The 22042-nt window shown below is 55.4% G+C and carries 20 protein-coding genes; 16 read left to right on the top strand and 4 right to left on the bottom strand.

Annotated elements, in window-relative coordinates:
• The first annotated feature begins 13 nt into the window (after positions 1-13).
• Complete coding sequence (metE, locus tag AK59_RS0114810) at positions 14-2275, top strand: 5-methyltetrahydropteroyltriglutamate--homocysteine S-methyltransferase (protein WP_029883132.1); 2262 nt, start codon at positions 14-16, stop codon at positions 2273-2275.
• A gap of 59 nt (positions 2276-2334) precedes the next feature.
• On the opposite strand, the gene AK59_RS0114815 is transcribed toward metE, so the two are convergent.
• Positions 2335-3141: a dienelactone hydrolase family protein gene (locus tag AK59_RS0114815; protein WP_013099243.1), complete on the bottom strand. Its 807-nt coding sequence runs from the start codon at positions 3139-3141 to the stop codon at positions 2335-2337.
• A 255-nt stretch (positions 3142-3396) separates the two neighbouring features.
• Here AK59_RS0114815 and udp point away from each other — a divergent pair, with 255 nt between their 5' ends.
• The 9 genes from udp to tatD all read left to right on the top strand — a co-directional run bounded on the left by udp (position 3397) and on the right by tatD (position 11306).
• Complete coding sequence (udp, locus tag AK59_RS0114820; protein WP_003860792.1) at positions 3397-4158, top strand: uridine phosphorylase; 762 nt, start codon at positions 3397-3399, stop codon at positions 4156-4158.
• Between the two features lie 138 nt (positions 4159-4296).
• Positions 4297-5754 carry a DNA recombination protein RmuC gene (rmuC, locus tag AK59_RS0114825; protein ID WP_029883133.1) on the top strand — a complete coding sequence of 486 codons (1458 nt, stop codon included), beginning with the start codon at positions 4297-4299 and terminating at the stop codon, positions 5752-5754.
• A gap of 66 nt (positions 5755-5820) precedes the next feature.
• On the top strand, positions 5821-6576 hold the full coding sequence (gene ubiE, locus AK59_RS0114830; protein ID WP_013099241.1) for a bifunctional demethylmenaquinone methyltransferase/2-methoxy-6-polyprenyl-1,4-benzoquinol methylase UbiE: 756 nt from the start codon (positions 5821-5823) through the stop codon (positions 6574-6576).
• A 13-nt stretch (positions 6577-6589) separates the two neighbouring features.
• A complete protein-coding gene (gene ubiJ, locus AK59_RS0114835) occupies positions 6590-7195 on the top strand; it encodes a ubiquinone biosynthesis protein UbiJ (RefSeq protein WP_029883134.1) in 606 nt (201 codons plus the stop codon).
• Positions 7192-8832: a ubiquinone biosynthesis regulatory protein kinase UbiB gene (gene ubiB, locus AK59_RS0114840; protein ID WP_020688734.1), complete on the top strand. Its 1641-nt coding sequence runs from the start codon at positions 7192-7194 to the stop codon at positions 8830-8832. The genes ubiJ and ubiB overlap by 4 nt, the downstream gene beginning before the upstream one ends.
• Positions 8833-8908: 76 nt before the next feature.
• Positions 8909-9163, top strand: a complete 255-nt coding sequence (gene tatA, locus AK59_RS0114845) for a Sec-independent protein translocase subunit TatA (RefSeq protein ID WP_013099238.1) — start codon at positions 8909-8911, stop codon at positions 9161-9163.
• Between the two features lie 3 nt (positions 9164-9166).
• Complete coding sequence (gene tatB, locus AK59_RS0114850) at positions 9167-9709, top strand: Sec-independent protein translocase protein TatB (protein WP_023621768.1); 543 nt, start codon at positions 9167-9169, stop codon at positions 9707-9709.
• 2 nt (positions 9710-9711) lie between these two features.
• Positions 9712-10482: a Sec-independent protein translocase subunit TatC gene (gene tatC, locus AK59_RS0114855; RefSeq protein ID WP_013099236.1), complete on the top strand. Its 771-nt coding sequence runs from the start codon at positions 9712-9714 to the stop codon at positions 10480-10482.
• A gap of 41 nt (positions 10483-10523) precedes the next feature.
• A complete protein-coding gene (gene tatD / locus AK59_RS0114860; protein ID WP_029883135.1) occupies positions 10524-11306 on the top strand; it encodes a 3'-5' ssDNA/RNA exonuclease TatD in 783 nt (260 codons plus the stop codon).
• Here the strand turns inward: tatD and rfaH are convergent.
• Entirely contained in the window at positions 11303-11794 is a 492-nt protein-coding gene (rfaH, locus tag AK59_RS0114865; RefSeq protein ID WP_013099234.1) for a transcription/translation regulatory transformer protein RfaH, read from the bottom strand. The genes tatD and rfaH overlap by 4 nt on opposite strands.
• 173 nt (positions 11795-11967) lie before the next feature.
• Between rfaH and ubiD the strand changes: the two genes are divergently transcribed.
• Both ubiD and fre read left to right on the top strand, forming a co-directional pair.
• On the top strand, positions 11968-13470 hold the full coding sequence (ubiD, locus tag AK59_RS0114870) for a 4-hydroxy-3-polyprenylbenzoate decarboxylase (RefSeq protein WP_161496900.1): 1503 nt from the start codon (positions 11968-11970) through the stop codon (positions 13468-13470).
• A 30-nt stretch (positions 13471-13500) separates the two neighbouring features.
• Positions 13501-14202 (top strand): NAD(P)H-flavin reductase, encoded by a 702-nt coding sequence (gene fre / locus AK59_RS0114875; protein ID WP_013099232.1) that lies wholly within the window; start codon positions 13501-13503, stop codon positions 14200-14202.
• Between the two features lie 161 nt (positions 14203-14363).
• On the opposite strand, the gene fadA is transcribed toward fre, so the two are convergent.
• Both fadA and fadB read right to left on the bottom strand, forming a co-directional pair.
• Positions 14364-15527: an acetyl-CoA C-acyltransferase FadA gene (gene fadA, locus AK59_RS0114880; protein WP_020688730.1), complete on the bottom strand. Its 1164-nt coding sequence runs from the start codon at positions 15525-15527 to the stop codon at positions 14364-14366.
• A 9-nt stretch (positions 15528-15536) separates the two neighbouring features.
• Positions 15537-17726, bottom strand: coding sequence for a fatty acid oxidation complex subunit alpha FadB (gene fadB / locus AK59_RS0114885; RefSeq protein WP_013099230.1), 2190 nt, complete (start codon positions 17724-17726; stop codon positions 15537-15539).
• 190 nt (positions 17727-17916) lie between these two features.
• Here fadB and pepQ point away from each other — a divergent pair, with 190 nt between their 5' ends.
• Genes pepQ through hemG form a run of 4 tightly spaced genes read left to right on the top strand, consistent with a single transcriptional unit; the run spans position 17917 to position 21910 of the window.
• Complete coding sequence (pepQ, locus tag AK59_RS0114890; protein WP_013099229.1) at positions 17917-19248, top strand: Xaa-Pro dipeptidase; 1332 nt, start codon at positions 17917-17919, stop codon at positions 19246-19248.
• Complete coding sequence (locus AK59_RS0114895; protein WP_029883136.1) at positions 19248-19862, top strand: IMPACT family protein; 615 nt, start codon at positions 19248-19250, stop codon at positions 19860-19862. The genes pepQ and AK59_RS0114895 overlap by 1 nt, the downstream gene beginning before the upstream one ends.
• A gap of 40 nt (positions 19863-19902) precedes the next feature.
• Positions 19903-21354 carry a Trk system potassium transporter TrkH gene (trkH, locus tag AK59_RS0114900; RefSeq protein WP_013099227.1) on the top strand — a complete coding sequence of 484 codons (1452 nt, stop codon included), beginning with the start codon at positions 19903-19905 and terminating at the stop codon, positions 21352-21354.
• Between the two features lie 10 nt (positions 21355-21364).
• The gene (hemG, locus tag AK59_RS0114905) at positions 21365-21910 is read left to right on the top strand and encodes a menaquinone-dependent protoporphyrinogen IX dehydrogenase (RefSeq protein ID WP_013099226.1); all 546 of its coding nucleotides are present in this window, start codon (positions 21365-21367) and stop codon (positions 21908-21910) included.
• The last annotated feature ends 132 nt before the right edge of the window (positions 21911-22042 follow it).

Genomic DNA, 22042 nt, shown 5'->3' on the forward strand with positions numbered 1-22042 from the left:
CAAGGGGCATGACATGACAATCCGCAATCACACTCTCGGTTTCCCTCGCGTTGGCCTTCGTCGCGAGCTAAAAAAAGCACAAGAAAGCTACTGGGCAGGAAACACCACGCGTGAAGAGCTGCTGGCAGTGGGCCGCGAACTGCGTGCCCGCCACTGGGAGCAGCAAAAACAGGCGGGCGTAGACCTGCTGCCGGTGGGCGATTTCGCCTGGTACGACCATGTTCTGACGACCAGCCTGCTGCTTGGCAATGTCCCGGCTCGTCATCAGAACAACGATGGATCGGTAGATATCGACACGCTGTTCCGCATCGGCCGTGGCCGTGCGCCAACCGGTGAGCCAGCGGCAGCGGCGGAAATGACCAAGTGGTTTAACACCAACTATCACTATATGGTGCCGGAGTTTGTTAAAGGTCAGCAGTTCAAACTGACCTGGACCCAGTTGCTGGATGAAGCGGACGAAGCGCTGGCACTGGGGCACCAGGTGAAACCGGTGCTGCTGGGGCCAGTGACCTACCTGTGGTTAGGGAAAGTCAAAGGCGAGCCGTTCGATCGTCTGAGCCTGCTGAAGGATATCCTGCCGGTCTACAAACAGGTGCTGATTGAGCTGGGCAAACGCGGTATTCAGTGGGTGCAAATCGACGAACCGGCGCTGGTGCTCGAACTGCCGCAAGCGTGGCTCGATGCCTTCAAACCGGCTTACGATGCACTGACCGGGCAGGTAAAGCTGCTGCTTACCACCTACTTTGAAGGTGTGACACCGAACCTCGGCACCATCACCAAATTGCCAGTGCAGGGCCTGCACGTTGACCTGGTGCATGGAAAAGATGATGTTGCAGAACTGCACAAGCGCCTGCCAGCGGAGTGGCTGCTCTCTGCCGGGCTGGTGAACGGTCGTAACGTCTGGCGCGCCGATCTGACAGAAAAATATGCTCAGATTAAGGACATCGTCGGCAAACGTGAGCTATGGGTGGCCTCTTCGTGTTCACTGCTGCACAGCCCTATCGATCTCAGCGTTGAAACCCGCCTGGATGCGGAAGTGAAAAGCTGGTTTGCCTTTGCCTTGCAGAAATGTGAAGAGCTGGCTCTGCTGCGTGACGCCCTGAACAGCGGCGACACGGCGGCGATTACCGAATGGAGCGCTCCGATTCAGGCCCGTCGTCATTCGTCTCGCGTTCACAACCCGGCGGTGGAAAAACGTCTGGCGGCTATCACCGCGCAGGACAGCCAGCGTCAAAGCCCGTATGAAGTGCGTGCAGAAGCCCAGCGCGCCCGTTTCAACTTGCCTGCGTGGCCAACCACCACCATCGGTTCCTTCCCGCAAACTACCGAGATCCGCGGCCTGCGCCTGGACTTCAAAAAGGGCAACCTTGATGCGGCCAACTACCGCACCGGCATCGCGGAACATATCAAACAGGCGATTGTGGAGCAGGAGCGCTTAGGCCTGGACGTGCTGGTTCACGGTGAGGCAGAGCGTAACGACATGGTGGAGTACTTCGGTGAACATCTGGACGGTTTCGTCTTTACCCAAAACGGCTGGGTACAGAGCTATGGTTCCCGCTGTGTAAAACCACCGGTGGTGATCGGTGATGTCAGCCGTCCGCACCCGATCACCGTCGAATGGGCTAAATATGCCCAGTCCCTGACCGACAAGCCGGTAAAAGGCATGTTGACCGGTCCGGTGACCATTCTTTGCTGGTCCTTCCCGCGTGAGGACGTGACCCGTGAAACCATCGCCAGGCAAATTGCGCTGGCGCTGCGCGATGAAGTGGCGGATCTGGAAGCGGCGGGCATTGGCATCATCCAGATTGACGAACCGGCCCTGCGCGAGGGATTACCGCTGCGTCGCAGCGACTGGGACGCCTACCTGCAGTGGGGTGTGGAAGCGTTCCGCATCAATGCCGCAGTGGCGAAGGACGACACCCAGATCCACACCCACATGTGTTACTGCGAATTTAACGACATCATGGATTCCATTGCCGCACTGGATGCCGACGTGATCACCATCGAGACCTCGCGTTCAGATATGGAACTGCTGGAGTCATTCGAAGAGTTCGATTACCCGAACGAAATCGGGCCGGGCGTATATGACATTCACTCCCCGAACGTGCCGAGCGTGGAGTGGATCGAAGCCCTGCTGAAGAAAGCCGCCCAGCGCATTCCGGCAGAGCGCCTGTGGGTGAACCCGGACTGCGGTCTGAAAACCCGCGGTTGGCCGGAAACCCGCGCGGCGCTGGCGAATATGGTGAAAGCGGCGCAGAATTTGCGTCAGGGTTAAGACAGAGTCGATCCCATTATGTAGCCCGGTAAGGCATCGCCGCCACCGGGCTTTTATGTTTACGCTTTCTTGCCGCCGTACTGGCTAAACCACGCCAGCATCCGCTGCCAGCCATCTTTGGCTGATTCCGCGTGATAGCTCGGGCGATAATCGGCATTAAACGCGTGTCCGGCATCCGGGTACACGACAATGTCGGCCTTCGCATTCGCCGCGCGTAGCGCATGGCGCATGGTCTCTACCGTGTCGAGCGGAATACCCGTGTCCTGACCACCGTAAAGTCCCAGCACCGGGGCGTTTAAGTCTGTGGCGATATCAACCGGATGTTTTGGCGAGTTCAACGTTTTTTCGCCCACCAGTTTACCGTACCAGGCCACAGCAGCTTTCAGCTGCGGATTGTGCGCGGCATACAGCCAGCTAATGCGTCCGCCCCAGCAGAACCCCGTTATCATCAGTCGATGCGCATCACCGCCGTTACGCGCCGCCCAGTTGGCAACATGATCCAGATCGGCCAGCACCTGTGCATCCGGCACTTTACTGACAAGGTTGCTCAAAAGCGTTGGGATATCGCTGTAGTCGTTCGGATCGCCCTGACGGAAATAGAGCTCTGGCGCAACGGCCAGGTAACCTTCCAGCGCCAGTCGGCGGCAGAGGTCGCGAATATGTTCGTGAACGCCGAAAATTTCCTGAACCACAATCACGATTGGCAGCGGACCGTCTGCCGATGCTGGTCGTGCGTGGTAAGCAGGCATATTTTCCCCCTGCGAGGGAATGGAGGTCTCTCCCGCCGTAATGGCGTCTTCAGGCGTTGAGACGATGGTTGAGGCATGCGGAGCCGCAGCAGGTGCAAAACCGGTTTTTTCAGTCATGGCATTCTCCGTACCAATGAGTTAGCGCAAAGGTAAATATAGACACCAGGTTAACAACCCACAGTGCCTTAAACGGTCTATCTTTTGTGCAGCGCACCACGATATAACTTGTTAATGTGATGCAAATCACTCTTTTATGGAAATCTACTGCAATCATTTTCATTCATGGTGAGATGTGTCACGAAATTATGCGTATCGCTTCTGTAAAGTACCGTTTTACTTCTTCTGACTAACCGACCCACAGAGGAGTCACCTATGTCTAAGTCTGATGTTTTTCATCTCGGCCTCACCAAAAACGATTTACAAGGGGCTACGCTCGCTATCGTCCCGGGCGATCCTGAGCGTGTGGAAAAGATCGCCGCGCTGATGGATAAGCCGGTTAAGCTGGCAGCCCATCGTGAATTCACCACCTGGCGTGCAGAGCTGGATGGTAAGGCCGTGATTGTGTGCTCTACCGGTATCGGTGGCCCATCTACCTCCATTGCCGTTGAAGAACTGGCGCAGCTGGGCATCCGGACGTTCCTGCGTATCGGGACGACTGGTGCGATCCAGCCGCATATCAACGTGGGTGATGTATTGGTGACTACCGCCTCCGTGCGTCTGGATGGGGCGAGTCTGCACTTTGCACCAATGGAATTCCCGGCGGTTGCCGATTTTGAATGTACGACGGCGCTGGTTGAAGCAGCGAAATCCGTTGGCGCAACCACGCACGTGGGCGTAACCGCCTCGTCGGACACCTTCTACCCGGGTCAGGAGCGTTACGACACCTTCTCTGGCCGTGTGGTGAGCCGTTTTAAAGGCTCTATGGAAGAGTGGCAGTCTATGGGCGTGATGAACTATGAAATGGAATCTGCAACGCTGCTGACCATGTGCGCAAGCCAGGGTCTGCGTGCCGGTATGGTGGCGGGAGTTATCGTCAATCGTACCCAGCAGGAAATCCCGAACGCCGAAACCATGAAACAAACCGAAAGTCATGCGGTAAAAATCGTGGTTGAAGCGGCCCGTCGTCTGATCTAATCCTCTCTTCTGACATCAAAGGCCGACACGTTCGGCCTTTATTTTTTGCGTAGCGCCTCGCAGGAAAACCCTTTCAAACTGGACGTTTATACAGCACAATCTTATTTTGTGCGGTAATACGTTGATGCAGGGGGCATTGTGGATCTCTCAATTCTGATTTACGCGGTGATTGCGCTCGCGGGCGTGGCGATAGGCTGGCTGATTTCCAGCTATCAGCACGCACAGCAAAAGGCCGATCAGCTGGCAGAGCGTGAAGAGATAGTCGCCGAGTTAAGCGCCACAAAACAGCAACTTGCGCTGAGTGAACACTGGCGAGACGAGTGCGAGTTACTCAACAACGAACTGCGCAATCTGCGTGATATCAACACCTCAATGGAAGCCGATCTCCGTGAAGTCACGACCCGCCTGGAATCCACTCAACTGCATGCGGAAGACAAAATCCGCCAGATGATGAACAGCGAGCAGCGCCTCAGCGAACAGTTTGAGAATCTCGCGAACCGCATTTTTGAGCACAGCAACCGCCGCGTTGACGAACAAAACCGCCAGAGTCTGAACAGTCTTCTGACGCCTCTGCGTGAGCAACTGGACGGTTTCCGTCGTCAGGTGCAGGACAGCTTTGGTCAGGAGGCCCGCGAGCGGCACACCCTGGCACACGAAATTCGTAATCTGCAGCAGTTGAATGCACAAATGGCGCAGGAAGCGGTCAACCTGACCCGCGCCCTGAAAGGGGATAACAAAACGCAGGGTAACTGGGGTGAAGTCGTCCTCACGCGGGTGCTGGAAGCCTCTGGACTGCGCGAAGGGTATGAATACGAAACCCAGGTCAGCATAGAAAACGATGCCCGCTCGCGAATGCAGCCAGATGTCATCGTGCGTCTTCCGCAGGGTAAAGATGTGGTGATTGATGCCAAAATGACGCTGGTGGCCTATGAGCGTTACTTCAACGCGGAGGATGACTACACCCGCGAATCGGCGTTGCAGGAGCACATTGCCTCCGTGCGGAACCATATTCGTCTGCTGGGCAGAAAAGACTATCAGCAGTTGCCGGGTTTGCGCTCGCTTGACTATGTTCTGATGTTTATCCCGGTAGAGCCTGCGTTTCTGCTGGCACTCGACAGACAGCCGGAACTGATAACTGAAGCGCTGAAAAACAACATTATGCTGGTCAGCCCCACCACGCTGCTGGTGGCGTTACGCACCATTGCCAACCTGTGGCGCTATGAACATCAGAGCCGCAACGCGCAGCAGATTGCCGATCGCGCCAGCAAGCTGTACGACAAAATGCGCCTCTTTGTGGATGATATGTCCTCGGTCGGGCAAAGCCTGGACCGCGCGCAGGATAACTACCGCCAGGCGATGAAAAAACTCGCCTCCGGGCGGGGTAATCTGCTGGCGCAAGCTGAAGCCTTCCGCGGCCTGGGAGTGGAGGTTAAACGCGAGATTAATCCGGAACTGGTTGAGCAAGCCACGGCACAGGACGAAGAGTTTCGCCTGCGCGAAGGCGCTGATGGACAAAAGAGAGACAGTGAAGACAACGAGTTAGCGGCAGAGTTATCGCCAGACCCGCATCTGGCGCGTTTCTTACGTGGTGGTTGAAACGTAGGGCAAACGCGCCCAATCTGTTACACTTCACGAACATTTTACTGATAAGCAGGCTCTGAGATGGTTGACGATTCACAAGACACAACGCACTTTGGCTTTCAGACTGTCGCCAAAGCGCAGAAAGCTGACATGGTGGCCCACGTATTTCATTCCGTGGCGGCGAAGTACGATGTGATGAATGACTTGATGTCATTCGGCATTCATCGCTTGTGGAAGCGCTTCACCATCGACTGTAGCGGTGTGCGTCGTGGACAAACGGTACTGGACCTTGCCGGCGGCACGGGCGATTTGACCGCGAAATTCTCCCGTCTGGTGGGTGAAACCGGGCGTGTTGTTCTGGCTGATATTAACGACTCCATGCTGAAAATGGGGCGTGAGAAGCTGCGTAACATCGGCGTGGTGGGGAATGTGGAATATGTGCAGGCAAACGCCGAGGCGCTGCCGTTCCCGGATAACACCTTTGACTGCATCACTATCTCTTTTGGCCTGCGTAACGTCACCGATAAAGAAAAAGCGCTGCGCTCAATGTATCGCGTGCTGAAGCCGGGCGGACGTCTGCTGGTGCTTGAGTTCTCCAAACCGATTATCGAGCCACTGAGCAAAGCCTACGACGCCTATTCATTCCATGTTCTGCCGCGTATTGGCGAACTGGTGGCAAACGACGCAGAAAGCTACCGCTATCTGGCGGAATCCATTCGCATGCACCCGGATCAGGACACCCTGAAGGCCATGATGCAGGATGCGGCGTTTGAAAACGTTGAGTATTTCAACATGACGGCGGGTGTCGTCGCACTGCATCGCGGTTATAAGTTTTGAGTGGAGGTGTCCTGTGCCCTTTAAACCCTTAGTCACCGCAGGCATCGAGAATGTACTGAATGCCTTTCTCTATCGTGCGCCAGCGCTAAAAGCCGCGCGGCAGCGACTTAACGGAAAGGTATTGCGGATCGTTTTAAAAGAGTTCTCGACGCCGCTTGTGCTGGTCTTCAGCGAACGCCAGCTTGATGTTCTGGGGGAGTGGGAAGGAGACGCCGACTGCTCTGTCATCACGCGCATGAGCGTGCTGCCAAAACTGCGTGACCGCCAGCAACTGACGGCGCTGATCCGCAGCGGTGAGCTGGAAGTGGAAGGCGACATTCAGGTCGTACAAAATTTCGTTGCGCTCAGCGATCTGGCCGAGTTTGACCCGGCGGAACTGCTTGCCCCATTTATTGGCGACATTGCAGCGGAAGGGATCGGCAAAGCCCTGCATGGTGGTACCGCCTTCCTGCGTAAAAGCCTGCAACGTCAGCAGCGCTATGCGGCAGAGGTGCTGACCGAAGAGTGGCGTATGGCCCCCGGACCGCTGGAAGTAGCCTGGTTCGCGGAAGAGACTGCGGCTGTTGAACGTGCGGTTGATGCGTTAACCAAACGGCTGGAAAAACTGGAGGGCAAATGACGCCTGGTGAAATTCGGCGCCTCTATTTTATCGTCCACACCTTTTTGAGTTACGGGCTCGACGAGCTTATCCCCAAAATGCGTATCACGCTGCCGCTTCGTATCTGGCGGCGGATGTTGTTCTGGATGCCTAATCGCCACAAAGGACAGCCGCTGGGTGAACGCCTGCGTCTGGCGCTACAGGAGCTGGGCCCGGTATGGATTAAGTTCGGCCAAATGCTCTCTACCCGTCGCGATCTTTTCCCTCCCCAGATTGCCGATCAGCTGGCACTGCTGCAGGATCGCGTGGCCCCGTTTGACGGCGTGCGCGCGAAAAAACAGATCGAAGAGGCGATGGGCAATATTCCTGTTGAGACCTGGTTCGACGATTTCGACATTCAGCCGCTGGCTTCTGCCTCCATTGCCCAGGTGCATACCGCGCGTCTGAAAGAGAATGGCAAAGAAGTCGTTATCAAAGTTATCCGCCCGGATATTCTGCCGATCATCAAAGCGGACATGAAGCTTATCTATCGTCTGGCGCGCTGGGTTCCGCGTCTGCTCCCTGACGGACGGCGCCTGCGCCCGCTGGAAGTGGTACGGGAATATGAAAAAACGCTGATCGATGAACTAAACCTGCTGCGCGAATCGGCAAACGCCATTCAGTTGCGGCGCAATTTTGAAAACAGCCCGATGCTGTATGTTCCTGAAGTCTATTCTGACTACTGCAGCCAGAACATGATGGTCATGGAACGTATTTACGGTATTCCCGTCTCGGATGTCGTGGCCCTGGAGAAACAGGGAACGAACATGAAGCTGCTGGCTGAACGTGGCGTACAGGTCTTCTTTACTCAGGTCTTCCGCGACAGCTTTTTCCACGCAGACATGCATCCGGGCAATATCTTTGTGAGCTATGAGCATCCGGACGACCCGCAATATATCGGCATTGATTGCGGTATTGTCGGCTCGCTCAATAAAGAAGATAAGCGTTATCTGGCGGAGAATTTTATCGCCTTCTTTAATCGTGACTACCGTAAAGTGGCTGAACTGCACGTTGACTCAGGTTGGGTTCCGCCGGACACCAATGTCGAAGAGTTTGAGTTTGCCATCCGTACCGTCTGTGAACCGATTTTTGAAAAACCGCTGGCAGAAATCTCGTTCGGTCACGTGTTGCTGAATCTGTTTAACACCGCTCGCCGCTTCAATATGGAAGTGCAGCCACAGCTTGTTTTACTTCAGAAAACATTACTTTACGTTGAAGGTGTAGGTCGACAGCTCTATCCTCAGTTAGACTTGTGGAAGACCGCGAAACCGTTCCTGGAATCCTGGATTAAGGATCAGGTTGGCATTCCGGCTCTGGTACGAGCTTTCAAAGAGAAAGCCCCGTTCTGGGTTGAAAAAATGCCGGAACTTCCTGAACTGGTGTATGACAGTTTGCGTCAGAGCAAGAACCTTCAGCTCAGCATGGATAAAATCGCCCACGAGCTTCAGTCGAACCGCGTACGCCAGGGCCAGTCTCGCTATCTGTTTGGCATTGGCGCAACCCTGCTGCTCAGTGGTACGTTGTTGTTAATCAACCGTCCGGACTGGCAGATGATGCCCGCCTGGCTAATGGCTGCCGGAATAGTGGTCTGGTTCGTTGGCTGGAGAAAGACGCGCTGAACAGGCATCGCTATCACCAGGTCGCATACGTATAATGCGGTCTGACTAATTAATCATCTATCTCTGAGGAATATGTATGGGTGGTATCAGTATCTGGCAATTAGTCATTATTGCCGTCATCGTCGTGCTGCTGTTTGGCACCAAAAAGCTCGGTTCTATCGGTTCCGATCTGGGCGCGTCTATCAAAGGCTTCAAGAAAGCAATGAGCGATGATGAGAGCAAGCAGGATAAAACCAGCCAGGACGCTGACTTTACTGCTAAATCCATCTCCGACAAGCAAGAAGATGCCAAAAAGGAAGACGCTAAACGCCACGATAAAGAGCAGGTGTAAGTCGTGTTCGACATTGGTTTTAGTGAGCTGCTGCTGGTCTTTGTGATTGGCCTCATCGTGCTGGGGCCACAGCGTTTACCCGTTGCAGTCAAAACGGTTGTGGGGTGGGTGCGTGCGCTTCGTTCGCTGGCATCCACCGTACAGAACGAGCTGGCGCAGGAACTTAAGCTGCAAGAGTTTCAGGAAAGCCTGAAAAAGGTTGAGAAGGCGAGCATGGATAACCTGACGCCGGAACTGAAAGCCTCCATGGATGAACTGCGCGAAGCGGCAGAATCCATGAAGCGCTCCTACAGCGTTAACGATCCTGAAAAAGCGAGCGATGAAGCGAACACCATCCATAACCCGGTGGTGAAGAACAGTGAAGCGCAGCGCGAGGGCGTAACGCCTGCCAGCGCGGAGCATCAGGCCACCGCGCCTGAACATACGCCGCAGGAACCTGAACTGAAAAAACAGGCGCAGCCGGAAGACCCTGTGGTCAACGCGGCTGAAGCAAAGCCCGCCGCGCCTGTTACCGAATCATCCCCCTCGTCGAGTGATAAAGCGTAAACATGGCAGTAGATGATACTCAACCGCTCATTACGCACCTCATTGAGCTGCGTAAGCGCCTGTTAAACTGCATTATTGCGGTTTTCGTTATTTTCTTATGCCTGGTTTATTTCGCCAATGACATCTACCAGGTTGTCTCCGCGCCGCTGATAAAGCAGATGCCGCTGGGCGCAACGATGATCGCGACGGACGTTGCTTCGCCGTTCTTTACGCCCATTAAGCTCACGTTCTGGGTATCGTTGATCGCTTCTGCACCCATCCTGCTGTATCAGATCTGGGCGTTTGTGGCGCCCGCTCTGTATAAGCATGAACGCAAACTGGTGATCCCGCTGCTGGTCTCCAGCTCGCTGCTGTTCTATATCGGCATGGCGTTTGCCTATTTTGTTGTCTTCCCGCTGGCCTTTGGCTTCCTGACGCATACCGCGCCGGAAGGGGTACAGGTGTCGACCGATATTGCCAGCTACCTCAGCTTTGTGATGGCGCTGTTTATGGCATTCGGCGTGGCGTTCGAAGTGCCGGTTGCGATTGTGCTGCTTTGCTGGGTGGGTGTAACCACACCAGAAGACCTGCGTAAAAAGCGTCCGTATATTCTGGTCGGCGCATTTGTGGTCGGCATGCTGCTGACGCCGCCCGATGTCTTCTCGCAAACGCTGCTGGCCATACCGATGTACTGTCTGTTTGAGGTAGGCGTCTTCTTCTCACGTTTCTATGTGGGGAAAGGGCGTCGGTCAGAGGACGAAGACGACGTCTCTGAAAAGAGCACTGAAGAGTAAAACCAGCCGCCCGTCAGGGCGGTTGTCATATGGGGAATTGCATGTTTGATATTGGACTTAACCTGACCAGTTCACAGTTTGCGAAAGATCGCGACGACGTCGTGGCGCGCGCGTTTGCCGCCGGCGTAAAAGGGCTGCTGCTGACAGGCACCAACCTGCATGAAAGCGAGCAGGCGCAACAGCTGGCCCAACGCTACGATCGCTGCTGGTCTACGGCGGGCGTGCATCCTCATGACAGCAGCCAGTGGACGTCGGAGAGCGCTGAAATCATTCACAGGCTGGCGAAAACTGCCGAAGTGGTGGCTATCGGGGAATGTGGGCTCGATTTCAACCGTAATTTTTCCACCCCTGCCGAGCAGGAAAAAGCGTTTACGGCGCAACTTGCCCTGGCGGCCGAGCTTGAAATGCCGGTGTTTATGCACTGTCGCGACGCGCATGAGCGCTTCCTCGCGCTGCTGGATCCCTGGCTGGATAAACTGCCAGGCGCGGTGCTGCACTGTTTTACCGGTTCACGTCAGGAGGCGCTGGACTGTCTGGATCGTGGGCTTTATTTGGGGATTACCGGCTGGGTGTGCGATGAGCGCCGCGGGCTGGAGCTTCGCGAACTGTTGCCGGTGATCCCGGCCGACCGGTTGCTCTTCGAAACCGATGCGCCTTATTTATTGCCGCGTGATATCAAACCAAAACCGGCATCGCGACGTAACGAACCGGCATGGCTGGGGCATATTGTTACGAGCGTGGCGCAGTGGCGCGGAGAGGATCCGCACGGGTTATCTGCGCAGACGGATGACAACGTGCGTCGCCTGTTTGGCATTGATTTTTAAACTTTGCGGAAGTCGGTGTTTTTCACGCTCTGTAGCACCTGCTTATTAAGCAGATTGAGCAATAACATGGAGCGTGCTTCACCGTCCGGCTCGGCGAAAATCGCCTGCAGGCCTTCGAAGGCACCTTCGGTGATGACGACACTGTCTCCCGCGTACGGGGTTTCCGGGTCGGTAATATCTTCAGGTTGTTGATAAACCGAAAGCTGATGGATCACCGTCGACGGCACCGTTGCCGGGTGCGCACCAAAACGAACAAAATGGCTGACGCCGCGCGTGGCGCTGATGGTGGTGGTGTGGATCACTTCCGGGTCGAATTCCACGAACAAATAGTTCGGAAATAGCGGCTCACTGACGGTTGTGCGCTTCCCGCGCTGCATTTTTTCAAGCGTGATCACGGGTGTCAGGCAATTTACAGACTGACGTTCTAAATGTTCCTGCGCGCGCTGAAGTTGCCCGCGTTTGCAATACAGTAAATACCAGGCCTGCATAATCACTCTTTCCCTTAGTTTCGGGCGCAAGCATATCAAAACCCTGGCGGGATCGCTAAGTTGATTATAATGGCCGAAAAGGGAACAGGATGCAGAAGTTCACGCTAATTTAACAAAATTACAGCATCACGCAGGCTTACGCCGTATAATGAAGCGCTTACAGAGAGGCCATGATTAACTGCATGAAATACCACGATCTCCGCGACTTCCTGACGCTGCTGGAAAAGCAGGGCGAACTCAAACGCATTACGCTTCCTGTCGATCCTTATCTGGAAATGACAGAAATTGCTGACCGCACCCTGCGTGCCGGTGGCCCGGCACTTCTGTTTGAAAACCCGAAGGGTTATTCAATGCCGGTGCTGTGCAACCTGTTTGGAACCCCTCGCCGTGTGGCGTTGGGCATGGGCCAGGAGGACGTCACGGCGTTACGTGAAGTGGGTAAACTGCTGGCGTTTCTGAAAGAGCCGGAGCCACCGAAAGGCTTCCGCGATCTGTTCGACAAGCTGCCGCAGTTTAAGCAGGTATTGAACATGCCAACCAAACGTCTGCGCGGTGCGCCGTGCCAGCAGAAAGTGCTGGAAGGGGATGCGGTAGATCTGACCAAAATCCCGATCATGCAGTGCTGGCCTGAAGATGCCGCGCCACTCATTACGTGGGGGCTCACCGTCACACGCGGGCCGCATAAAGAGCGTCAAAATCTGGGTATTTACCGCCAGCAGCTGATTGGCAAGAATAAGCTCATCATGCGCTGGCTGTCGCATCGCGGCGGCGCGCTGGATTTCCAGGAGTGGTGCGCTGCACACCCGGGCGAGCGTTTTCCGGTCTCTGTTGCGTTAGGGGCCGACCCCGCCACCATTCTGGGCGCGGTAACGCCAGTGCCGGATACACTCTCTGAATATGCCTTTGCAGGACTGCTGCGTGGCACCAAAACGGAAGTCGTGAAGTGTATCTCTAACGACCTCGAAGTGCCCGCGAGTGCAGAGATTGTCCTGGAAGGTTACATTGAACAGGGCGAGCTGGCACCCGAAGGTCCGTACGGCGACCACACGGGCTATTATAACGAAGTGGATAACTTCCCGGTGTTTACCGTCACGCACATTACCCAGCGTGAAGATGCGATTTATCACTCCACCTATACCGGACGTCCACCGGATGAACCTGCAGTACTGGGCGTGGCGCTGAATGAGGTGTTTGTGCCGATCCTGCAAAAGCAGTTCCCGGAAATTGTTGATTTCTATCTGCCGCCGGAAGGATGCTCGTATCGCCTGGCGGTGGTCACAATGAAGAAGCAGTATCCTGGTCACGCTAAACGCGTGATGATGGGCGTATGGTCTTTCCTGCGCCAGTTTATGTATACCAAATTTGTGATTGTCTGCGATGATGACGTTAACGCCCGCGACTGGAATGATGTTATCTGGGCCATTACCACGCGAATGGATCCGGCGCGCGATACGGTGTTAGTGGAAAACACGCCGATAGATTATCTGGATTTTGCCTCGCCGGTCTCCGGTCTTGGCTCAAAAATGGGACTGGATGCCACAAATAAATGGCCTGGCGAAACCGACCGTGAATGGGGTCGCCCGATCAAGAAAGATCCTGCTGTGACCGCGCGAATTGACGCGATCTGGGACGAACTGGCCATAATGAATAACGGTAAACCGCAGGCTGACCGTTAAGCCCTATAGACTTCCCGACAGAGAGAGCGAATGACAACCTTAAGCTGTAAAGTGACCTCGGTAGATGCTATCACCGACACCGTATATCGCGTCCGTTTAGTGCCTGAAGCGGCATTCTCTTTCCGTGCTGGTCAGTACCTGATGGTCGTGATGGATGAACGTGATAAGCGTCCTTTCTCTATGGCCTCAACGCCAGCGGAGCAGGAATTTATTGAGCTTCATATTGGTGCGTCAGAGCTTAACCTGTATGCAATGGCCGTCATGGACCGCATTCTTAAAGAGCGCGAGATCGTGGTGGATATTCCACACGGTGATGCATGGCTGCGTGACGATGAAGACCGTCCGCTGATCCTGATTGCAGGTGGTACAGGCTTCTCCTACGTGCGCTCTATTCTGTTGACGGCCCTGGCGCGTAACCCGAACCGTGATATCACTATCTACTGGGGTGGCCGCGAAGAGAAACATCTCTACGATCTCTCTGAGCTTGAAGCGCTGAGCGTTAACCATCCCAACCTGCGTGTTGAACCGGTGGTTGAGCAGCCGGAAGAGGGCTGGCGTGGGCGTAGCGGCACAGTGCTAACGGCGGTACTGCAGGATCATGGCACGCTGGCAGGGCACGATATCTATATCGCTGGCCGCTTTGAGATGGCGAAAATTGCCCGTGACCTGTTCTGTAACGAACGTGATGCGCGTGAAGATCGTCTGTTTGGCGATGCTTTTGCGTTTATCTAAATAAAAAACCCGCCCCTGACAGGCGGGAAGAACGGCAACTAAACTGTCTCTCTTCGCAAATGGTGTTACTTGCGGCGAGGTACCTCTCGTAGGCCGGGAAAGCGCAGCGCCTCCCGGCAAAAGCCCGATGGCGCGATGCTTATCGGGCCTACGTTATAGCCTTACACTCTCTCAAACACCGTTGCGATACCCTGACCCAACCCAATACACATCGTTGCCAGACCAAACTGCGCGTCTTTGCGTTCCATCAGGTTAATCAGCGTTGTGCTGATACGCGCCCCGGAGCAGCCCAGCGGGTGACCGAGGGCGATCGCGCCGCCGTTGAGGTTAATTTTCTCGTCGATCTGCTCCATCAGCCCCAGATCTTTAATGCACGGCAGGATCTGCGCGGCGAAGGCTTCGTTCATCTCGAACACGTCGATATCACTGGTGGTCAATCCCGCTTTCTTCAGCGCCAGCTTCGAGGCCGGAACCGGGCCGTAACCCATGATAGAAGGATCGCAGCCTACCACCGCCATTGAGCGCACCCGGGCGCGAGGCGTTAACCCCAGCTCGCGGGCGCGGCTTTCGCTCATTACCAGCATCGCGGCCGCTCCGTCAGACAGCGCCGACGAGGTACCTGCCGTGACCGTACCGGTGACCGGGTCAAACGCCGGGCGCAGGGTGGATAGCGCTTCAACGGTGGTTTCCGGGCGGATCACTTCGTCGTAGCTGAACTGCTTCAGAACGCCATCAGCATCATGGCCGCCGGTCGGGATGATCTCATTCTTAAACGCGCCGGATTGCGTGGCGGCCCATGCACGAGCATGAGAACGCGCGGCGAAGGTATCCTGCATTTCACGGCTAATTCCGTGCAGGCGGGACAGCATTTCAGCGGTCAGGCCCATCATTCCTGCGGCTTTCGCCACGTTACGGCTCATGCCCGGGTGGAAATCGACCCCGTGGCTCATTGGCACATGGCCCATGTGCTCCACGCCGCCGACCAGGCAGGCCTGCGCGTCACCGGTCATGATCATACGCGCCGCATCATGCAGTGCCTGCATTGAGGAGCCGCACAGACGGTTGACGGTAACTGCCGGCACCGAATGTGGGATCTCCGCCAGCAGCGAAGCATTGCGGGCGATGTTGAAGCCCTGCTCAAGCGTCTGTTGCACACAGCCCCAGTAGATATCGTCGAGCGCAGCCGGGTCCAGCGCCGGATTACGCGCCAGCAGGCTACGCATCAGGTGCGCTGAGAGATCCTCTGCACGCACGTTACGGAATGCGCCGCCTTTTGAACGGCCCATCGGGGTGCGAATCGCATCAACAATGACAACCTTTTCCATTGTGACTCCTTAAGCCGTTTTCAGCTCGCCAACCGGACGGGCTGGCTCAACTGCTGGGTAATAGGATTCGTTATGGCGCGCTTTATTACGCAGCCCTTCCGGCACGTCATACAGCGGGCCGAGGTGCTGATACTGCTGCACCATATCGAGATAGCGGGCGCTGCCGAGCGTATCCAGCCAGCGGAACGCGCCACCGTGGAACGGAGGGAAGCCCAGGCCATAGACCAGCGCCATATCGGCTTCTGCCGGACTGGCGATAATGCCTTCTTCCAGGCAACGCACCACTTCGTTGATCATCGGAATCATCATCCGGGCGATGATTTCATCGTCCGTGAAGTCACGTTTTGGCTGGCTAACCCCGGCCAGCAGGCTATCCACCGCCGGATCTTCTTCTTTCTTCGGTTTGCCTTTGCTGTCTTCTTTATAGCGCCAGAAGCCCAGACCGTTTTTCTGACCAAAGCGGTTGGCGTCAAACAGGGCGTCAATCGCATCGCGATAATCTTTCTGCATGCGCTGTGGGAAGCCCGCCGCCATAACCGCTTGCGCGTGATGCGCGGTATCAATGCCAACCACATCCAGCAGATACGCCGGCCCCATCGGCCAGCCGAACTGTTTTTCCATCACTTTGTCGACTTTGCGGAAGTCCGCGCCGTCGCGCAGCAGCTGGCTGAAACCAGCGAAGTAAGGGAACAGTACGCGGTTGACGAAGAAGCCCGGGCAGTCGTTGACCACAATCGGGGTTTTGCCCATCTTACTGGCCCACGCCACCACTTTTGCGATGGTGTCGTCAGAGGTTTTTTCGCCGCGGATCACTTCGACCAGTGGCATGCGATGCACCGGGTTGAAGAAATGCATTCCGCAGAAGTTTTCCGGGCGCTTCAGGACGCTTGCCAGCTCGCTAATCGGAATCGTCGAGGTGTTAGAGGCCAGTACGGTCTCCGGACGCACTTTCTCTTCCGTTTCGGCCAGCACCGCTTTCTTCACTTTCGGGTTCTCTACCACGGCCTCAACCACCACATCGACGCGGTCAAAACCGGTGTATTCCAGTACGGGCTGGATAGTAGAGATCACGCCTGAGAGTTTCAGACCGTCAATTTTGCCGCGTTCCAGCTGTTTATTGAGCAGCTTGGCCGCTTCGGTCATCCCCAGCGTCAGGGATTTCTCGCTGATGTCTTTCATCACCACCGGCACGCCCTTCCAGGCGGACTGGTAAGCGATGCCGCCGCCCATAATGCCAGCGCCAAGTACCGCCGCATGTTTTGGCGTCTCAACGTTTTTCGTCAGCTGTTTTGCTTTACCTTTCACGAACTGATCGTTGAGGAAGATACCCACCAGCGCGCGGGCTTCATTGGTATGTGCCAGCGGGACAAAGCTCTGGTTTTCGAGTTTCAGGGCTTCGTCACGGCCAAAGCGGGCTGCGGCTTCGATGGTTTTCACCGCCGTGATCGGCGCCGGGTAGTGTTTACCCGCCGTCTGCATCACCATCCCCTTGGCGATGGTGAAACTCATGGCTGCTTCAATCTTGCTGAGCTTTAACGGCTCCAGTTTCGGCTGGCGTTTGGCCTTCCAGTCGAGATCGCCGTTAATGGCCTGACGCAGAATGGCGAGGGAGCCTTCAATCAGTTTTTCTGGCTTCACGACGCCATCAACCAGGCCGATTTTTTGCGCCTGCTCTGCGCCAACATCTTTACCTGCGGCAATAATTTCCAGCGCGCTGTCGGCACCCAGCATGCGCGGCATACGTACGGAGCCGCCAAAGCCCGGCATAATGCCCAGTTTGGTTTCCGGCAGGCCGATGCGCAGATCCGGCGTGGCGAGGCGGTAGTCGGTGGCCAGCACGCATTCACAGCCGCCGCCCAGCGCGTAGCCGTTAACGGCGGAAAGGGTCGGGACAGGCAGATCTTCCAGACGATTAAAGACGCTGTTGGCAAAGTGCAGCCACTGGCTCAGCTGTTCTTCAGGCACCAGGAACAGTGAAAGAAATTCGGTGATATCGGCACCAACAATAAAGGCCGCTTTGTTCGAGCGCAGCAGCAGCCCCTTTAAATCAGTTTGCTTTTCAAGTACATCCAGCGCCTGGCCAAGACTGGCCACCGTCGCGGTATCGAGCTTGTTGACTGAGCCGGGGGCATCGAACACCAGTTCGGCAATGCCATCTTCCAGCCAGTTGAGGTACAGGGTGTCGCCTTTGTAGAGCATGTCAGTCTCCTGAATCCAGCAAGTGGATCTGGTCATACCAGATGAGTCGGAGTGTGGGATTTGTGTTAATAAAATGCAAATTACTCATTAAGAAATTGCTGCATTGATCACGGTCGGTGGAAATCACGCAGCCGGAGACAGGTGTGCTAAGATGCGAGGACTTGAGGTCAAAAAAACGAAAGGAAGAATGATGGACTCACTGGCTTCGCTTTATAAAAATCATATCGTTACCCTACAGGAACGTACCCGTGATGTACTTGCCCGCTTTAAGCTGGATGCGCTGTTAATCCACTCCGGCGAGCTGATGAATACCTTCCTGGATGACCATGCGTATCCGTTTAAGGTTAACCCGCAGTTTAAAGCCTGGGTGCCGGTAACACAGGTGCCAAATTGCTGGTTGCTGGTGGATGGCGTGAACAAGCCGAAACTGTGGTTCTATCTGCCTGTGGATTACTGGCACAACGTTGAGCCGCTGCCGACCAGCTTCTGGACAGAAGAAGTGGACGTCATGGCTTTACCAAAAGCCGACGGTATTGGCAGCCAGTTGCCTGCCGCGCGTGGCAATATTGCCTACATTGGCCCGGTCCCGGAGCGTGCGCTGGGTCTGGATATCCCGGCGGACAAACTCAACCCGAAAGGAGTGCTGGATTTCCTGCACTATTACCGCGCGTATAAAACCGACTACGAACTTTACTGCATGCGTGAAGCGCAAAAAACGGCGGTGAATGGTCACCGTGCAGCGCATGAAGCCTTCCAGTCCGGTATGAGCGAGTTCGATATCAATCAGGCGTACCTCACCGCGACCGGTCACCGTGACACCGATGTGCCGTACAGCAACATTGTCGCTCTGAATGAGCATGCCTCTGTTCTGCATTACACCAAACTGGATCACCATGTGCCGTCTGAGATGCGCAGCTTCCTGCTGGACGCAGGCGCAGAGTACAACGGCTACGCGGCTGACCTGACCCGTACCTGGGCGGCCAATGCGGATACCGATTTTGCGCATCTGATTAAAGACGTCAACGATGAGCAACTGGCGCTTATCAGCACCATGAAAGCCGGAACCAGCTATGTGGATTACCATATCCAGTTCCATCAGCGCATCGCTAAACTGCTGCGTAAACACCAGATCGTGAAAGACATGAGCGAAGAGGCGATGGTCGAAAACGATCTGACCGGACCCTTTATGCCGCACGGTATCGGCCACCCGCTGGGTCTGCAGGTTCATGATGTTGCGGGCTTTATGCAGGATGATACCGGCACGCACCTCGCCGCGCCGTCTAAATATCCTTACCTGCGCTGCACGCGTATCCTTGAGCCGCGCATGGTGCTGACCATCGAGCCGGGTATCTACTTTATCGAATCGCTGTTAGCGCCATGGCGCGAAGGTCAGTTCAGCAAGCACTTCAACTGGGAAAAAATTGACGCGCTGAAGCCGTTTGGCGGTATTCGTATCGAAGATAACGTCGTGATTCATGAGAACGGTATCGAAAATATGACGCGAGACCTGAAGCTGGCCTGATGGAAAGCTGGCTGATACCGGCTGAGCCGGTCACCTTTGTTGAAGAAATCAAGAAAAGCCGCTTTATTACGCTGCTGGCACACACCGATGGCGTAGAGGCGGCAAAGGCGTTTGTTGAGTCTGTCCGCGCTGCGCATCCCGACGCCCGTCACCACTGCGTGGCGTGGGTCGCCGGGCCGCCAGACAATTCGCAGCAGCTGGGTTTTTCTGATGACGGTGAACCGGCGGGTACTGCCGGTAAACCTATGCTTTCCCAGCTCATGGGCAGTGGCGTGGGTGAAATCACCGCCGTGGTTGTTCGCTACTATGGCGGCATTTTATTAGGTACCGGTGGGCTGGTGAAAGCGTATGGCGGGGGCGTACAGCAGGCGCTTAATATGTTGGTCACCACCCGCAAAACGCCACTCACCGAATATACTTTGTTGTGCGACTACGCCCAGCTATCGGGTGTCGAAGCGCTGCTTAAACAGTTTAACGGTGTGATTGCACAAAGTGATTACCAGGCAATGGTGCAATTGCGCGTGGCGCTTCCTCAGGCTGAACAGGCTGCTTTTTCGGCAAAACTGGCGGATTTTAGTCGCGGTTCGTTGCAATTGCTGCCGATTGAAGAATAATCCCCACCTCACTTTTTGAATACCAAAGGAAGCGGCAGAGATGCATTTTCGTGCCATAACCCGAATCGTTGGACTGCTGGTCATACTTTTTTCCGGGACAATGATTCTCCCAGGACTGGTGGCGCTTATCTACCGGGACGGCGCGGGGCGGGCATTTACCCAGACCTTCTTTGTTGCGCTGGCGATTGGCTCGCTGCTGTGGTGGCCAAACCGTCGTCAGAAAGGTGAGCTGAAATCACGTGAAGGGTTTCTGATTGTGGTGCTGTTCTGGACGGTGCTGGGAAGCGTCGGTTCGCTGCCCTTTATCTTCTCTGAACAGCCCAATCTGAGCATCACGGATGCCTTTTTTGAATCCTTCTCCGGCTTAACGACTACCGGCGCGACTACGCTGGTTGGGCTGGATTCATTACCCCACGCCATTCTCTTTTATCGCCAGATGCTGCAATGGTTCGGTGGTATGGGGATCATTGTTCTGGCGGTGGCCATCCTTCCTATCCTGGGCGTCGGGGGCATGCAGTTGTACAGGGCAGAAATGCCGGGGCCACTGAAAGATAACAAGATGCGCCCGCGTATTGCCGAGACGGCGAAGACCCTGTGGCTGATTTATGTTTTACTGACCGTTGCCTGTGCGCTGGCGCTGTGGTTTGCCGGTATGCCCGCGTTCGATGCCATCGGGCACAGCTTCGCGACAATCGCCATCGGCGGGTTCTCTACCCACGATGCCAGTGTGGGCTACTTTGACAGTCCAACGATCAACACCATTATTGCTATTTTCCTGCTGATCTCCGGCTGTAACTACGGTCTACACTTCTCATTACTCAGCGGACGTAGCCTGAAGGTGTACTGGCGCGACCCGGAGTTCCGTATGTTTATTGGCGTCCAGCTCACGCTGGTGGTCATCTGTACGCTGGTGCTTTGGTTCCACGATGTCTATAACTCGGCGTTGACCACGCTAAACCAGGCATTTTTCCAGGTGGTGTCGATGGCGACAACCGCAGGTTTTACCACGGACAGCATTGCGCGCTGGCCGCTGTTCCTGCCTGTGCTGCTGCTGTGCTCGGCATTTATTGGTGGTTGCGCAGGGTCGACGGGCGGTGGCCTGAAGGTGATTCGTATTCTGCTGCTCTTCAAGCAGGGGAACCGTGAATTAAAACGCCTGGTTCACCCGAATGCAGTCTATAGCATCAAGCTGGGCAACCGTGCCCTGCCGGAACGTATTCTCGAAGCGGTGTGGGGATTCTTCTCGGCGTATGCCCTGGTCTTTATCGTCAGTATGCTGGCAATCATCGCGACGGGGGTGGATGATTTCTCTGCCTTTGCGTCCGTTGTGGCAACACTTAATAACCTCGGGCCTGGCCTGGGGGTCGTGGCGGATAACTTTGCCAGTATGAACCCGGTCGCGAAATGGATCCTAATCGCCAATATGCTGTTTGGGCGTCTTGAGGTCTTTACGCTGCTGGTGCTGTTCACCCCAACATTCTGGCGCGAGTAAGGAGTCGTCGGTGAAAACACTTATTCTATTCTCTACGCGAGACGGGCAAACGCGTGAGATTGCCTCTTATCTGGCTTCTGAACTACAAGAGCTGGGCATTTACTCTGATGTGGTGAACCTGAACCGTACGGAGCAAATCGCCTGGCAGGATTACGACCGCGTGGTGATTGGGGCGTCTATCCGTTACGGGCATTTCCATCCTGCGCTGGATCGCTTTGTGAAAAAGCATACGGCAGCGCTCAATAAGCTGCCCGGGGCGTTCTACTCGGTCAATCTGGTGGCCCGCAAACCTGAAAAGCGTACACCGCAGACCAACAGCTACACGCGTAAGTTTTTGCTGAATTCGCCGTGGCAGCCAGACCTGTGTGCCGTCTTTGCAGGGGCGCTGCGTTATCCCCGCTATCGCTGGTATGACCGCTTTATGATTCGGCTGATTATGAAAATGACCGGCGGTGAAACCGATACGCGTAAAGAAGTGGTTTATACCGACTGGACGCAGGTGAGCAGTTTTGCCCGGGAAATCGCGCATTTATCACCCGAATCGCGGCGTATTTAAGCGTGGAGTTTGAAAAGTGAGCGAACGAAAAGTTTTTTGTATTTTGTGCTTGTCACTTCAGAATAACTCCCTATAATGCGCCTCCACTGACACGGAACAACGGCACACGCGCCGCCGGGTCAGCAGAGAAAA

Source organism: Enterobacter sp. T1-1 (genome assembly GCF_000710795.1).
In the GTDB taxonomy this organism is placed as follows: domain Bacteria; phylum Pseudomonadota; class Gammaproteobacteria; order Enterobacterales; family Enterobacteriaceae; genus Enterobacter; species Enterobacter cloacae.

Excerpts from the sequence above, each read along its gene's own strand:
- metE (WP_029883132.1), top strand. The coding sequence starts at position 14 with ATGACAATCCGCAATCACACTCTCGGTTTCCCTCGCGTTGGCCTTCGT.
- AK59_RS0114815 (WP_013099243.1), bottom strand. The coding sequence starts at position 3,141 with ATGACTGAAAAAACCGGTTTTGCACCTGCTGCGGCTCCGCATGCCTCA.
- udp (WP_003860792.1), top strand. The coding sequence starts at position 3,397 with ATGTCTAAGTCTGATGTTTTTCATCTCGGCCTCACCAAAAACGATTTA.
- ubiE (WP_013099241.1), top strand. The coding sequence starts at position 5,821 with ATGGTTGACGATTCACAAGACACAACGCACTTTGGCTTTCAGACTGTC.
- ubiB (WP_020688734.1), top strand. The coding sequence starts at position 7,192 with ATGACGCCTGGTGAAATTCGGCGCCTCTATTTTATCGTCCACACCTTT.
- tatA (WP_013099238.1), top strand. The coding sequence starts at position 8,909 with ATGGGTGGTATCAGTATCTGGCAATTAGTCATTATTGCCGTCATCGTC.
- tatC (WP_013099236.1), top strand. The coding sequence starts at position 9,712 with ATGGCAGTAGATGATACTCAACCGCTCATTACGCACCTCATTGAGCTG.
- tatD (WP_029883135.1), top strand. The coding sequence starts at position 10,524 with ATGTTTGATATTGGACTTAACCTGACCAGTTCACAGTTTGCGAAAGAT.
- rfaH (WP_013099234.1), bottom strand. The coding sequence starts at position 11,794 with ATGCAGGCCTGGTATTTACTGTATTGCAAACGCGGGCAACTTCAGCGC.
- fre (WP_013099232.1), top strand. The coding sequence starts at position 13,501 with ATGACAACCTTAAGCTGTAAAGTGACCTCGGTAGATGCTATCACCGAC.
- fadA (WP_020688730.1), bottom strand. The coding sequence starts at position 15,527 with ATGGAAAAGGTTGTCATTGTTGATGCGATTCGCACCCCGATGGGCCGT.
- fadB (WP_013099230.1), bottom strand. The coding sequence starts at position 17,726 with ATGCTCTACAAAGGCGACACCCTGTACCTCAACTGGCTGGAAGATGGC.
- pepQ (WP_013099229.1), top strand. The coding sequence starts at position 17,917 with ATGGACTCACTGGCTTCGCTTTATAAAAATCATATCGTTACCCTACAG.
- AK59_RS0114895 (WP_029883136.1), top strand. The coding sequence starts at position 19,248 with ATGGAAAGCTGGCTGATACCGGCTGAGCCGGTCACCTTTGTTGAAGAA.
- trkH (WP_013099227.1), top strand. The coding sequence starts at position 19,903 with ATGCATTTTCGTGCCATAACCCGAATCGTTGGACTGCTGGTCATACTT.